At 59.9% G+C, this 13,963-nt stretch carries 12 protein-coding genes; all 12 read right to left on the minus strand.

Translation table 11 applies throughout. The features are described from left to right. Nucleotides 1–15: 15 nt before the first annotated feature. Entirely contained in the window at nucleotides 16–1,452 is a 1,437-nt protein-coding gene (gene gatB, locus AFERRID_RS01225) for an Asp-tRNA(Asn)/Glu-tRNA(Gln) amidotransferase subunit GatB (protein WP_225981780.1), read from the minus strand. Further along, entirely contained in the window at nucleotides 1,449–2,921 is a 1,473-nt protein-coding gene (gene gatA / locus AFERRID_RS01230; RefSeq protein ID WP_113525440.1) for an Asp-tRNA(Asn)/Glu-tRNA(Gln) amidotransferase subunit GatA, read from the minus strand. Before gatA ends, gatB begins: the two co-directional genes overlap by 4 nt. 9 nt (nucleotides 2,922–2,930) lie before the next feature. After that, nucleotides 2,931–3,218 carry an Asp-tRNA(Asn)/Glu-tRNA(Gln) amidotransferase subunit GatC gene (gatC, locus tag AFERRID_RS01235; protein WP_113525439.1) on the minus strand — a complete coding sequence of 96 codons (288 nt, stop codon included), beginning with the start codon at nucleotides 3,216–3,218 and terminating at the stop codon, nucleotides 2,931–2,933. Between the two features lie 2 nt (nucleotides 3,219–3,220). After that, nucleotides 3,221–4,039: an MlaA family lipoprotein gene (locus tag AFERRID_RS01240; protein WP_113525438.1), complete on the minus strand. Its 819-nt coding sequence runs from the start codon at nucleotides 4,037–4,039 to the stop codon at nucleotides 3,221–3,223. After that, nucleotides 4,039–4,698, minus strand: coding sequence for an HpnM family protein (locus AFERRID_RS01245; protein WP_113525868.1), 660 nt, complete (start codon nucleotides 4,696–4,698; stop codon nucleotides 4,039–4,041). Before AFERRID_RS01245 ends, AFERRID_RS01240 begins: the two co-directional genes overlap by 1 nt. Before the next feature lie 45 nt (nucleotides 4,699–4,743). Next, the gene (hpnH, locus tag AFERRID_RS01250) at nucleotides 4,744–5,847 is read right to left on the minus strand and encodes an adenosyl-hopene transferase HpnH (protein WP_113525437.1); all 1,104 of its coding nucleotides are present in this window, start codon (nucleotides 5,845–5,847) and stop codon (nucleotides 4,744–4,746) included. 105 nt (nucleotides 5,848–5,952) lie between these two features. Further along, a complete protein-coding gene (locus AFERRID_RS01255) occupies nucleotides 5,953–6,795 on the minus strand; it encodes a ferritin-like domain-containing protein (protein WP_113525436.1) in 843 nt (280 codons plus the stop codon). Then, on the minus strand, nucleotides 6,792–7,823 hold the full coding sequence (locus AFERRID_RS01260) for an HpnL family protein (protein WP_113525435.1): 1,032 nt from the start codon (nucleotides 7,821–7,823) through the stop codon (nucleotides 6,792–6,794). The genes AFERRID_RS01255 and AFERRID_RS01260 overlap by 4 nt, the downstream gene beginning before the upstream one ends. Next, entirely contained in the window at nucleotides 7,810–10,512 is a 2,703-nt protein-coding gene (locus AFERRID_RS01265; RefSeq protein WP_126604220.1) for an MMPL family transporter, read from the minus strand. Before AFERRID_RS01265 ends, AFERRID_RS01260 begins: the two co-directional genes overlap by 14 nt. Continuing rightward, entirely contained in the window at nucleotides 10,493–11,368 is an 876-nt protein-coding gene (hpnK, locus tag AFERRID_RS01270; RefSeq protein ID WP_126604221.1) for a hopanoid biosynthesis-associated protein HpnK, read from the minus strand. The genes AFERRID_RS01265 and hpnK overlap by 20 nt, the downstream gene beginning before the upstream one ends. A 1-nt stretch (nucleotide 11,369) precedes the next feature. Then, entirely contained in the window at nucleotides 11,370–12,800 is a 1,431-nt protein-coding gene (gene hpnJ, locus AFERRID_RS01275; protein WP_113525432.1) for a hopanoid biosynthesis associated radical SAM protein HpnJ, read from the minus strand. Continuing rightward, entirely contained in the window at nucleotides 12,797–13,957 is a 1,161-nt protein-coding gene (gene hpnI, locus AFERRID_RS01280; protein WP_126604222.1) for a bacteriohopanetetrol glucosamine biosynthesis glycosyltransferase HpnI, read from the minus strand. The genes hpnJ and hpnI overlap by 4 nt, the downstream gene beginning before the upstream one ends. Between the last annotated feature and the right edge of the window lie 6 nt (nucleotides 13,958–13,963).

The following is a 13,963-nucleotide window of genomic DNA, read 5'->3' on the forward strand; positions in this document are numbered from 1 at the left end:
GTGAAATTCCGCTCGCTAACCCTTCTGCAAACGCTCCAGCAAAATAGCGTTTACCTGATCTGGATTGGCTTTTCCCTGACTAGCCTTCATCACCTGACCCACAAAAAAGCCCAGCAGCTTGTCCTTCCCGGCGCGAAAGTCGGCTGCCTGTTGCGGATGGGCCGTGACAATGGCGTCCACCATTGCGGAAATAGCCGCCACATCGGTGATCTGCCGCAGTCCCCGGCTGTCAATAATGGCATCCACCTCACCACCACGATGAAAAAGCTCTTCAAAGATATCCTTGGCGATCTTGCCAGAGATCGTTTGATCTTCGATACGCTGGACCAGCAGGCGCAGTTTCCCGGCCGAGACCGGACAGTCCTCAAGCTCAACGCCCGCCTTGTTGAGGGCCCCGAGCAGGTCGCCCATGACCCAGTTCGCCGCCAGTTTACCATCCACACCGACGGCTACCTGCTCGTAGTAATCCGCCAGGGTACGGCCAGCAGTGAGCACGCCAGCGTCATAGACCGGCAGCGCATACTGACGCATAAACCGGATACGCTTGGCATCGGGCAACTCCGGGAGAGTCGCCCGCACCCGCTCGATACGCGCCTCGTCCAACACCAGCGGTAACAGATCCGGGTCGGGAAAATAGCGATAATCGTTGGCTTCTTCTTTACCGCGCATGGAGCGGGTTTCGTCGCGGTTGGCGTCATAGAGACGTGTTTCCTGCACAATCCGGCCGCCACTCTCCAGGATGTCGCGCTGGCGAACGATCTCATATTCGATCGCCTTTTCCAGAAACCGGAAAGAGTTGAGATTCTTGATCTCGGCACGGGTCCCATAGGGGGCGTCCGGCCGCCGCAGGGAGACGTTGGCATCACAACGAAAGGAGCCTTCCTGCATATTGCCATCACAAATATCCAGATAACGTACCAGGGTATGCAGTTTTTTGAGATAGGCCACCGCCTCAGCCGGCGAGCGCATATCCGGCTCGGACACGATTTCCAGCAACGGCGTGCCCGCACGGTTCAGGTCGATGCCGGATTGTCCGATGAAGGCCTCGTGAAGTGATTTACCGGCGTCTTCTTCCAGGTGGGCGCGGGTCACGCCCACTACCTTTTCCCCACCGTCGGGTAGTTGCACCGTCAGTGTCCCCTTGCCGACGACGGGCAGCTCGTACTGGCTGATCTGATAGCCCTTGGGCAGATCGGGGTAAAAATAGTTCTTGCGGGCAAAAATACTGTGCCGATTCAGCTCCGCGCCAATCGCCAGCCCTAGAGCGATAGCCTTATCCACCGCTGCCGCATTGAGTACCGGCAGGGTACCAGGCATAGCTAGACAGACCGGACAGGTGTGGCTGTTAGGCTCCGCCCCGAAAGCGGTCGGACAGCCGCAAAATATTTTGGTGGCGGTATTGAGCTGAGCGTGAACTTCCAGGCCGATGACGACTTCCCAGTCCATATTCATGCCTCCCTCGCATGCACGGCCGGATGTGCGTGGTGCCACTGGGTTTCCTGCTGATAGCGATGGGCTACGTTCAGCAACAGATCATCAGCGAAATAATCCCCCATCAACTGCATGCCCACAGGCAACCCCGCAGCCGTGAAGCCACAGGGAACGCTGAGCGCGGGGATGCCCGCGAGATTCACCGCGATGGTATAAATATCCGCCAGATACATCGCCACCGGATCGGCATTTTTGGCACCCAGCGGAAAGGCCGGAGTCGGGGTGGTCGGCCCGACGATCACGTCCACTTCCGCAAAAGCCCGCCGGAAATCCTCGCGAATCAGGCTGCGCACCTGCTGGGCCTTGCGATAATAGGCATCATAGTAACCGGCAGAGAGCACGTAGGTCCCCACCAGAATCCGCCGCCGCACCTCCGCGCCAAAACCCTCATAGCGACTCTGCTGATACAACTCGGTCAAATCCGCAGGATTCGCCGCCCGGTGGGTGTAGCGCACACCGTCAAAACGGGCCAGGTTGCTGGAGGCTTCCGCCGGCGCCAGGACGTAGTATGTGCTCACCGCATGGGGATTATTGGGCAGCCGAATCGACTGCACTGCGGCGCCCTGCCGGGCGAGTTCCGCGATGCCCGCCTGCACCGCAGCCGCCACCTCCGGATCGAGACCGGCGCCGAAAAACTCCTCCGGGACCCCCACCCGCAAACCCTGCAAGGGACGCTCCAGGCCGCGTAAGAAATCGCTGGCGGCGGCCGGGTGACTGGTGGAATCGCGCGGATCATGCGCGGCCATCACGTTCAGCAACAGTGCGCAGTCCTCGGCGTTACGCGCCATGGGCCCGCCCTGATCCAGACTGGAGGCAAAAGCGATCATGCCGTAACGGGAGACCCGGCCGTAGGTCGGCTTGATGCCCGTGATCCCACAAAGGGCGGCGGGCTGACGGATAGAACCGCCGGTATCGGTGCCGGTCGCTACGGGCACCAGCCCAGCAGCCACTGCTGCGGCAGACCCCCCCGAAGAGCCACCGGGTACCATACCGGTATGCCAGGGGTTACGCACCGGACCAAAATAACTGGTCTCGTTGGAAGAACCCATGGCGAATTCGTCCATGTTCAGTTTGCCCAGCATAACCATCCCCTCTGCCGCCAACCGCTCCACCACGGTGGCGTTGTAGGGCGCGACAAAGTGCTCCAGCATCCTGGATCCACACGTGGTGCGCACCCCCGCAGTGCAGAAGATGTCCTTATGAGCCATGGGAATGCCAAGCAAGGGACCATCCTCACCGGCTGCACGCCGCGCATCTGCCGTCGCGGCAGCGGCCAGCGCGTCACTCTCGGTAACCGTGACGAAGGCGTTCAGTGCCGGATTGAGGGCGGAAATCCGCTTCAGCAGCGCCGTGGTCAACTCCACGGAAGAAAAATCCCGATTGCGCAAGCCCTGGCGGAGTTCCCGCAGGGAGAATTCATGGAGTTCCAAAGGTGGCTCCTACTCGATAACTTTAGGGACAAGAAAAAGCCCGTGCTCAGCCGCGGGCGCACTTGCCATGAGCACCTCACGCTGATCCTGATGGACAACCGTATCCGGACGCAGGGGCTGATCCAGGTCAAGGGGATGGGCCATGATCGGGACATCCGTCGTCTCGATCGCGCGCAACTCTTCCACCAGCCCCATGATGCGCTCCAACTGATCGGCCACTGCGGGTATCTCCGCCTGCGGCAGCGCAATGCGGGCCAGATGTGCCGTGCGCCGCACCGTATCCTGATCGAATGCCATAATTATGGTTTTCCTTTCATGTTCTCGTGGCTCGGAGAAGCTTCACCAGGTTTGGGTGTGGGTGTGGCGGCCGCCGGCGGCGGCAGTTGCAGGCCCTCCAGCAACTGGTTTTTACTGACCGCCCCACCGGATATCAGATACTGCTCATGCTGTTCCCAGGCGTTGCGCATAAATACATAAGGATTAACAGCCTCCTGAACCATCCGGATGTTCGGCCCTTCGACATAGGCCTTGTTGATGATTCCCACACCCGTCAGGGCGTACTGAGCCGAACTGACAGTCAGATAATATGCCGGCCCGGTAAAAATCGTCATCGCCAGGCCCGGCAAGCTGCGCAGAGAACTGGGTCCATAAAACGGCAACACCAGATAAGGTCCCTGCGGCACCCCCCAGACACCCAGCGTTACTCCCAGGCTGTTTTCGTGGTTGGGCAGATCCAGACGGTTCGCCACGTCGAAGAGTCCACCCAGACCGAACACGGAATTGACAAGGAACCGGCTCAGATCCTCCATTCCCTGTCGACCCCGCCCCTGCAGAAAATCGTTGATGAAAATATAGGGCATGTCCACATTGGAGAATACATTGCTGACGCCCTCGCGGACAAAATCGGGGGTCACGGTCTTGTACCCGGTGGCTACGGGCTTCAGCACATAATCATACAGGCCCATATTCAGATGGAACATCGGCTTGTTGACGGCCTCCAGCGGATCCACGGGTTTTCCCGTAGCGCCCTGAGGCCCGTTTACCGTAGCACATCCCGACAGGGTCAACACACCGATGGTCAGCGCGACCCTAGTTAAATATATACTCGATCGCATCATCAGGACCCTTTGGCGTACCCGGCAATCTGCGCTTTCAGGTGCGCAATGAGTGCGGCAAACCCCTTTTTCTGCATGGTTTCGGTATATTCCGCCCGCCGCAGGGAAAGGTCACTGACCCCGTCGGCGACGACATTGACGATACGCCAGTGATCCCCATCTTTCTGCAGGATATAATCGAAATGATGCACCTTACCGTTATGCTCCGTAAAGGTACTGAATACCCCCTCCGCACCAGGCTGCAATGCCTGACTGCTCACAATGGCAAAATGCTCGCCGTTGTAGCTGTCGAAACGCGCGGCGTAGGTGGCCGCGGTAAAATCCGCGAGCACCCCGACAAACTCGTTTTGTTGTTCCGGGCTGAGCTTTTGCCAATAGTCCCCCAGCGTCAAGGCGGCGATTCGCCGGTAATCAAAAACCTTCTGTACCACCGGAGCCACGATCCGGTAACGACCGCTGTAACCCAGGCGACGACCACCCTGCATGGATTTTAGTAGTACCCCATCCAGGGTATTGATCGTCGCCTCCGGGGTGCCGCCTATCGCTGGCGCTCCAGGGGATGATGTGGCGGGTGCGGCCACCGTCACCGCAGCGGCAGACAGGACCGGAGCGATCCCACTGACGGTGCAGGCCAGCAGTACAACCAGACTTTTCCTGAGCATGAAATCCCCCTTCACCATGAACCTGATATTTTTCCGGAACCGCCTTCAGCGCTCTACATGCAAAGGGAAAACCGGGTGTTCGGTACCCTGAGCCGGGGGCGATACCGGCATATCCGGTGCCATGGGACCGGCCGTGCGTGGCCCCAGCAAGGCCACTTTAAGGGCTTTCAGCGGGTGGGCGAAGGTGTCGTTGACGGCCGTCGGCTCGAAACCGGAATGCACCTGGCACTGGTCGCATTTACCATTCACACCCACTCCGTATTTATCCCATGGCGTCGTTTCCATAAGTTCATTGAAGGTCTGCGCGTAGCCTTCGCTGACCAGGAGGTAGCAAGGCTTCTGCCAGCCAAAGATGTTGCGCGTCGGATTGCCCCAGGGCGTGCACTGATAATTCTGGTTACCCGCCAAGAAATCGAGAAAAAGGCTGGACTGGTTGAACTTCCAGCGCGACTTCCGCTCCTTGCCGATGCGAAAGATGTCACGGAAAAGCTGACGTGAGGCCCGACGTTGAATAAAAACCTCCTGCTGCGGTGCGCGCTCATAATTGAATCCGGGCGAAATGGTCACCCCCTCCACCCCCAGTGCTTTGCAGTCATCCAGGAAAGCGGCCACCTCGTCGGCGCCCTCCCCCTGAAACAGGGTGCAGTTTACCGTAACCCGGAAGCCCCTCCCCACCGCTTCGCGAATGGCTTCCGTAGCGCGTTGATAGGTACCCGGCTGACACACGGAATCATCATGACGATGCGCATTGCCGTCCAGATGCACCGAGAAAGTCAGGTAAGGCGAGGGCTGGTAATCGCCCATACGCTTCTTGAGGAGCAACGCATTGGTGCAGAGGTAGACAAAGCGCTTACGCTCGACAAGGCCTTCCACAACTGCGGGCATATCCTTGTGAATGAGCGGTTCGCCTCCAGCGATGGAGACAATGGGAGCCCCGCACTCCTCGGCAGCGCCGATACATTCCTCGACGGACAGCCGCCTGTCGAGCGTTTCATCGGGATAGTCGATCTTACCGCAGCCCGAACAGGCCAGGTTGCAGCGAAACAATGGCTCCAGCATCAGCACCAAAGGATAGCGCTTACGCCCCTGCAGCTTCTGCGCCAGGATGTAGCGTCCTACCCGATAGCTCTGAATCAAAGGAACACCCATGACAAAACACCCCTCTCAGCCGCAACGCAGCGTATATGGATAATGAACGACAAACTATAATTAGTATAACATACCAAACCGTATGTGGGACAAGGCGACGGATCCTCAGGCGGCCCTGCTCCGAGACAAAAAGAAAAACAGCATGTTGGCGATCCGCGGCGCGAGCTTCGGGCGCAACAAACGGTCATCATAGGGCGCAAAACGCCGGTCATTTTCCTGGCGGCAGAGCGCAAGAAGCTGCTTCAGGCTGACATCCTTACTCACTTGGTCATGCCCGGTCAGGGTAAAATTTTCTTCCTCATGCGCATGTAGCCCCCGGGCGGTCTGTATGCGCGCCCAGGCCTGCAGGGCAATCACCTGTACGCGCTGGAGTTCGAGCATCACCTTTTTCCGCCAGGGCAGACGCCGGCGGTGCCAACTCAGCCAGTTGACAAAAAATATGATATGACGCGCCTCTTCCTGCATGACCGGCTCGAAGATCTTCACCAAGTCAGGCGGAAAGAAACCCGAGTCTTTGGCGGCAGCGAACAACCCGAAGGCAAAGTAGGAATCCAGGCATTCGCCATAACCCGTATAGAGAAACTCCCAGTACGGATCGCGCACCCGTGGCGGGGCAGGTAATGGCGGAATTTCGATACCATAATGCTGTACCAGGGCGCGTAGCAGGTCGGAATGGCGCTGTTCCTCCTGCCCGTCGAGGGCCACTGCCGCTCGCACCACCGGGTCCGGCTCCCGCTCACCCATGCTTTGCACCATACGCGCCGTCACGCTTTCGGTGGCGACGGCTTCACCCCAGAACGGCAGGGACTTCACCCGCTGCGCAGTTTCCGAGTCCAGTTCCGGCCAATCCATATGCTGCGGATCATAATGGATGTGCGTGTCGTGAAAAAACTTGCAGAACAGGTCGCGATGGGCGTCGGACCCTGGATCCAAAGATATCGCCGTCATGAAATGCCCTCCCCGTTGGAACGTATTTGCCGCCACTGGCGGTGCATATGATGGCCTTCTAATGCTTGCCATGACAAGAGTACCGGAATGCCCGTCAGGGTTTCGCGGAAGCGGCGTGTCAGAGAAAAGGCCAGTGCCAGATCAGGCCCGACACCGATCGCGCTGCCGAACAGAATGAAGCCGCCCTCCTGCACACCCAATCCGCCCGGCACCAGAAACGCCATACTGCGCAGGGCCTGCCCGAGGCTTTCCAGAAGTAGTGCTGCCCAGAAAGGAAGAGGATGGCCCAGCAGCCAGAAGGTGAACCAGACTTCCGCCGTGCCCGCCAACAGACCGCTCAGTTGCCAGAAATTCGCCGGGAGCAGGCCCCAGCGACGTGCGTAGAGCCGACGGATTTCGGCATCCAGACGCTGAGGTTCTCCTATCAGCGCGAGCAGGTCCTTACCGCCTAGAAGCTTCTTCATCAGCATCTGCAGGACCGTGAACAGCCCCCAACGATATTGCACCCAGATAAAGGCCATGAGCAACGGCAGGATCAATGCCAGAAAAAATACCACCTGGAATTGCAGATGGTGGTCACTGACCGCGAAAATCAGCACCACGAACCCCGCCAGCGTGAAGATGAACTGGCTCAACAGGGTCAGGGTGACTTCCACCATGACGCTGGCCCCGGCGACATAGCCGGGCACGCCGGAATAGGTCAGGAGGCGTACACCGAGCACTTCTCCACCCACCCGCGCCACCGGCAGGAGGCCGTTGGCCGCTTCGCGTACCAGCGCCACCCATAGCAAAAACCAGAAACGGACGCGCGCCTTACCGCGCAGCAGCCACTTCCAGCCCAACACGTCCAGAGACAGCGGCAGCAGGTGAAAGGGGAGAAGCCACAGCAGACCCCAGCCAGCCACTGCCAGCAATTTCAGGATGTCGGAAACACCGGCATGCACGACCAGGAAGACGGTCAAGCCCAGACCGAGCAGACCGGCTGCCAGCATCATCACTTTCTGTTTCAGCAAATTAGCTGCCTTCATCCTGGGCAATACCCTCTTCACGGGGGGACGGGGTAAATAGCAAGAGCAAAGCCGGGAGCACGATCAGAATGCACAGCAGCACGATGGCCAGCGCGAGGCTCAGCGCCTCGCCCAGGCTGGCCATACCCGGATCGCGGGAAACCGCCATGCTGCCAAAGGCGCTGAGGGTCGTAAGCCCGCTGAAAAAAACGGCCATGGGGGTGGATGTCCCAAGCAGATGCGCGACATCCACACCGTTGCGCCAGCGCACCACGATGTAGATGGCAAAGGCCACACCGAGACCGATAAGCAGAGGCAGAACGATGATGTTGCCGAGATTGAAGCTCAATCCGAACAGGGACATGGCTGCCACCGTGAACAGCGCCGCCAGCAGCAGCGGAATCATGATCAGCAACACGTCGCGGTAACGGCGCAAGGCCAGGAGGAGCAGCAGGCTGATGGCTATCAGCGCAATAAACGTAGCCTCCTGAAAGGCACCGAGCACCGCCTCTCCGCCTTGGACCAGCATCACCGGTGTACCCACGGCATTGGGCTCCACCTTCAGCACGCTTCGCACAAAGGTCGCCATCGCCTGATTACTGCTCAGATTGGCCTTGGGAAAAATCTCCACGCGCGCCTGGCCCGAAGCCGCCACATAACGGTCCCGCAGGGACTTCGGCAGGGTCTGCAAGGTTACCGGAGTGGCGGACAACGCCATGCCGAGGCGTCGCAATTCGCCGGGCAAGGTACCCATCACCCGCGTTTGCAGATCGGCGATCGCCTGAGCATTCGTGCCGCGAGTCGCCAAAAACTGCGCGAGATGGCCAGCCAGCGCGGCCGCCGCCCGTCCGTCAGGTGTATTCTCGCCGTCCTTTTGCGCGAGGGCCCGCAATTTGGTTACCAATTCCCCAAGACTTTTCGCGGTATCGGGCGTCGGCGGCTGCAAACCGGCAGGCATCAGCAGCGAAAAGGGCGGCACGAGGATCTGCAAGTTCTGCAATATGGCCAGCTTCTCGGTTTGATGCTCTGGAATATAACTGGAAATCGTCAGGGCCTGCGCCACGGTGGGCAGCCGCTCCACCCGCGCCGCAATAGCCTGCGCCGCCGGAATATCCGGAGTGAGCACCTCCATACGATAGGGGGCCGTCTGTGGATCGGCGAGGAGCTTCTCGAAAACGCGCACCCCCTCCGCATGGCGGTCGATCATATGCAGTGGATTGAAGTCGAAAGAGGTACGCAGCACCAGCGGCACGGACGCCAGCGCCAGCAGGGCCACCACGCCCAGTACATAGTAGGCATAACGGTGGATGGGGTGACGCACCAGGGTGGGAATTTGGCGCAGATGCGGATAATACGTCGGTCTTGTACGCGTTACCACCATAGGCCAGAGGGTCAAAAAAGCGGGCAGGAAGGTGATGGTGACGAACAGGGCGACCAGCATGCTGGTGCCAGAAATCAGTCCGAGATCGACGATGCCGGCGTAGCTGGTAGGCACGAAAGCAAAAAAACTGAAAGCAGCCGCAACGGCGGCAAGGCTCAAGGCGCCGCCCATACCCTGCGTCACCCGCTGCATGGCCTGTCGGTGAGCTGCGCCGTTAAAAACTTCTTCCCGATAGCGCAGGCAGAACTGAATGCCAAAATCAACACCCAGACCGATAAAGAGAATGGCAAAGGCCACGGAAATAAGATTGAAGGGACCGATAAAAAACAGTGCCCAGGCGGTGGTCAGGATCATTCCGGCGATCAGCCCCATCAGCACCCCGGAAACCAGTTGCAGCGAGCGCAATGCTATGATCAGCAAAATGATTTCGAGCGTGAACGTCAGCGCCAGAGAAACAGCGGCACCCTGACTCACGGTTTTCAATTGTTCCGCATCCAGTACCGCACCGCCGGTCACCCCCACGTCCACCCCGTGGGCGGCATTCAGGTTGAGCGAGGTAAGGCCAGCGCGCAAAGTATGTATAGCCGCAGCAGCAGGCTCCAAAGACTTGTAATTCAGGGCAGGCTGAATAATGACGAAGCGTTGCGACGGCCCCATTCGGGCCAGATCGCCGCCCATGAGTGTACCCCACGAAATGGTATAGGGTTTGCCCTGCATCTGCGCCGTGAGCGCCCGATCCAGAGCAGAAAAAATAGCCGTCAATCCAGGCAGTTGCACACCATTGGTCAGGCGTTGTCCGATCGCCATGCTCAACAGGCTGCTGAGGCCATTCAGGCTCGGTTCGGCAGAGAGTCTGGCGATGAGCGGCTGCGCGTCGGTGATGCGGTTGGCAAAGTCCTGTACTTCTTTGGGGGAGAGATACAGGAGGCCGTTACGCTGAAAAAAAGGCCCGCCGCCCGGCACATATACGTCGTGGAAAGATTGCGGCCGGGCGCGCAGCCAAGTACTGAGGCGATCGACGGCTGTATCCGTAAGATTTCGATCAGCGCCCTGGAGGACCACCACAATCGTGTTTTTATCCTGCGGAAACGCTTTCTGGTAAGCCACTTCACGCTTCTGAAAAGGCAGATCACGGGACAAGGCATGGCTGGTGTCGGTATCCACGGAGAAATGACCGACCGAGTAGCCCAGGGCGAGCAGGGTGGCCAGCACGATGGCCGCCAGCATCCAGGTGGCGCGCCGCACCGAGAGGTCCACCAAGGCCACCAGACCCCGAGAGAACTGCGCGCCGGAGCGCTGAAGAAAACGGTCAACGGGCGACAAAATCACGGAAAGTACCCTTCGCGATATCCTGATCGCGCAAATAATCTTTTACCCGGGGGCTCGTCAGCGCCGCCCACTCGGCGTGCGGTTCATAGTTCGGCATGAGGGCGTGCAGAGCCGCCGTCTGCACCATGGCCGGATGCAGATAAATCTCCGTAACCCCCGCCGCCGGCAGACAGCGGAGCATCCGGAGCAGTCGCGCCTCGTCCATGTGGCCAGTGGCGTCCAGGCCGTAGAGCTGGTCGTTATGCATGATCCGGCGACGGTCCAGTTGGCGGCGCATGTGCGCCAACCACGGCGCCAGAAAGATGGACCAGAATGCCGGCGCGAACCCCCTGGCACCGCTGCAGCGGGCCGCCCGTAAAGGCTCTCGGGGCAAACGCACCGCCCGCAGGCCAAACTCCCTCCCGACTTCCAGCATCTGCATCAGCACTGTAGGATGCAGATGCAGATGTTTATGTGCATTGGCATGGTCCAGTTCCAGGCCGGTGGCGGCAAAGGCGGCGAACTGGGCACGGATCTCCGCCGCCAGTTGCCTTCTGACCTGTGGCAAAAAGAAATAGCGCACCCCGCGCCGCCAGAGATCCGCAGCAAAACGCCCCTGTTCATCGACCAGATCCGGCACCTGCTCCGCCGGCAGCAGAGGCGTGCCGTCCACCAAGGTAAGATGCAGCCCTACGCCCAGGCGGGGCAACGCCCTGGCACGGGCGACGGCGTCCGCGGCGGCTGGAGCCGCGACCATGAGGCTGGCGGTGGTCAGCACGCCATCACGGTGTGCGGACTCCACCGCCTCGTTCACCGCCATATCCAAGCCAAAGTCGTCGGCGTTGAAGATGACCCGCCGGCCGCCGCCCTGCCCCACTTCAGCCGTGGCGCTGTCGGAGGAAACGGACGAATTCCACGCCTTCGCGCAAACGACGTTTCATCATTTGCGTGCTCTTGAGCATCTCACCCGTGATTTCGGCAATCTTGCCGGCGCGGAAGTAGAAGCGCTTGTACATCACCTCCACGGAGTCGAAGATTTCCGTATGGTTGAGGTGCGGGTAACTCATGGGGCTGATCTGCACACCACGGTCGTTGACCAAGTGTGCCTCATCTTCGTCCGTCAGCCAGCCTTCCTGTTTGGCCTGATTGTACAGGAAGGTGCCGGGATACGGCGCCGCCAGCGACACCTGTATGGTATGGGGATTGATTTCCTTGGCAAAATCGATGGTCTTCTGAATGGTCTCCTTCGTTTCGCCCGGCAGGCCGAGAATAAAGGTGCCGTGAATCACAATCCCCAGTTTGTGACAGTCGGCCGTGAATTTGCGCGCCGCCTCGACCTTGAGCCCCTTCTTGATGTTGTTGAGGATCTGCTGGTCGCCCGATTCATAGCCCACCAGCAACAGGCGCAGGCCGTTCTCGTGGAGCACCTTGAGGGTATCGTAGGGCACGTTGGCCTTGGCGTTGCAGGACCAGGTCACACCCAGCTTGCCCAGACCTCGGGCGATTTCTTCGGCACGGGGACGGTCATCGGTAAATGTATCATCGTCAAAGAAGATTTCCTGGACCTGCGGGAAGTTCTTCTGGATGTAGCGCACCTCTTCAATGACGCTGGCAGCACTGCGGGTGCGATAGCGATGGCCACCCACCGTCTGCGGCCAGAGACAGAAGGTGCACTGCGAACGGCAGCCGCGCCCGGTGTAGAAGGAAATATAGGGATGCTTGAGGTAACCGATGAAGTAATCCTCGATGTGCAGATCGCGCTTGTACACTTCGGAGACGAAGGGCAAGGCGTCCATGTCTTCGATCATGGCGCGATCGGGGTTGTGGATGATCTGGCCATTGCTGGAGCGGTAGGTGACGCCGTCCACCTCACTCAGGGGCCGACCTTCGGCTATCTCCTTGAGGGTGTAATCAAACTCCTCGCGGGCCACGAAGTCGACCGCCGCCGCGGCCTGCTGCAGGGACTCCTCGGGCTCCACCGCCACCTTGGCGCCGACCATGCCGATGAGCAACTTCGGGTAGTGCTCCTTGAGCACTTCTGCCATACGCACATCGGAAGGAAAAGACGGGGTGCTGGTATGAATGATGCAGAGATCATACCCTGCGGCAACCTGCAGGGTTTCTTCGACACTGACATCCGCGGGGGGGGCGTCGAGCAAGCGGCTGCCAGGAATCATGGCGGCGGGCTGGGCCAGCCAGGTGGGGAACCAGAAAGAGCGAATTTCCCGCTTGGCCTGATAGCGCGAACCGGCACCACCATCGAATCCCTCAAAGGAAGGGGCTTGCAAGAACAGGGTTTTCATCGTCATCGTTTTGCTCCGTCATGGCCATCCATCCGCCCGTCGGCGGCGATGGCAAATTGCGACCCCCGCCAGGCGACGTGCCGTGCGAAAAGGGCGTGAAACCAGATCCACAGGCCCAGAAACTCTCCCAGCAGGGCCACACCAAACGAACCGTCTGCACCAAGTTTGTGCATAATTTGCCTATGGTACACGAGGCGCAAGAGGAGAACCACACCCAGCGGCACCCCGCCCCAGAAACCCATCCAGGGCGCGAGCAGCAGCACCAGGGGCAGCGGATAAGTCAAAAAAGAAAAGGTGTGACCCAGCGGCTGTACCGATCGCGTGGTACGCGACCAGCGCAGCGCATGCTGGTAAAAGGCGCGGAAATTCGCCTCCCTGACCTCGGTATCCACCACATAATCCGCGAGCAGGGTGGCTTGCCCCAACTGGCGACTGTAGGCGCCGAGCCAGTAATCGTCCGCCAGCTGGTTCGCCAGGCGCGGCAGGCCGCCGACGGCCTCCAGCGTCCGGCGACGCAAAGCCATGGTCGCCCCGCCACAGAAAATGTTCGGACCCAGGCGCGCCGCCAGCAGCACCGAAGGCAGAAAGAGATCGTTCACCTGACCGGCCAGCACCCGCGACCAGAAGGTGGCTACGGGCCTGGCCCGGTAGAGGCAGGTCACCACACCCACATTCCTGTTTTGCAGGGAAGCACAGATCTGGCGCAGGTAATAGGGGCCGACGGAAATGTCCGCGTCGCTGATCACCAGGGTGTCGTAACGACAGACGGCGAGGATGCCCGCCAGATTATTGACCTTGGGATTACTGCCGATATGCGCTTCCGTACACACCCAGCGCAACGCCAAGGCCGGGAACTCGGCCTGCAACTGCAGCACCACGGCGACGGCCGGATCGTCGGGGTGCTGCACGCCAAAAACCATTTCAAATGCCGGGTAGTCCTGCACGCAGAAACTGCGCAGGGCGGCGTAGAGATCCCCCTCATCCCCATGCAGCGGCTTGAGCACACTGATTCCGGGCCCATCGCACAGGATATCTCCGCTGACGGCGGCATCGCGCTCCGGCAATATCGGGTGCCAGCGCGCGATTGCCCGAAGCGCCATCAGCAGATAGACCACGGCCGCCAGGGAAAGCAGCGCCGCAGGGCCGCCTATCCACCAGCACATAAGGCC

Origin of the sequence: Acidithiobacillus ferridurans (genome assembly GCF_003966655.1) — a bacterium.
In the GTDB taxonomy this organism is placed as follows: Bacteria; Pseudomonadota; Gammaproteobacteria; order Acidithiobacillales; family Acidithiobacillaceae; genus Acidithiobacillus; species Acidithiobacillus ferridurans.

Excerpts from the sequence above, each read along its gene's own strand:
- gatB (WP_225981780.1), bottom strand. The coding sequence starts at position 1,452 with ATGAATATGGACTGGGAAGTCGTCATCGGCCTGGAAGTTCACGCTCAG.
- gatC (WP_113525439.1), bottom strand. The coding sequence starts at position 3,218 with ATGGCATTCGATCAGGATACGGTGCGGCGCACGGCACATCTGGCCCGC.
- AFERRID_RS01240 (WP_113525438.1), bottom strand. The coding sequence starts at position 4,039 with ATGATGCGATCGAGTATATATTTAACTAGGGTCGCGCTGACCATCGGT.
- AFERRID_RS01245 (WP_113525868.1), bottom strand. The coding sequence starts at position 4,698 with ATGCTCAGGAAAAGTCTGGTTGTACTGCTGGCCTGCACCGTCAGTGGG.
- hpnH (WP_113525437.1), bottom strand. The coding sequence starts at position 5,847 with ATGGGTGTTCCTTTGATTCAGAGCTATCGGGTAGGACGCTACATCCTG.
- AFERRID_RS01255 (WP_113525436.1), bottom strand. The coding sequence starts at position 6,795 with ATGACGGCGATATCTTTGGATCCAGGGTCCGACGCCCATCGCGACCTG.
- AFERRID_RS01260 (WP_113525435.1), bottom strand. The coding sequence starts at position 7,823 with ATGAAGGCAGCTAATTTGCTGAAACAGAAAGTGATGATGCTGGCAGCC.
- hpnJ (WP_113525432.1), bottom strand. The coding sequence starts at position 12,800 with ATGACGATGAAAACCCTGTTCTTGCAAGCCCCTTCCTTTGAGGGATTC.
- hpnI (WP_126604222.1), bottom strand. The coding sequence starts at position 13,957 with ATGTGCTGGTGGATAGGCGGCCCTGCGGCGCTGCTTTCCCTGGCGGCC.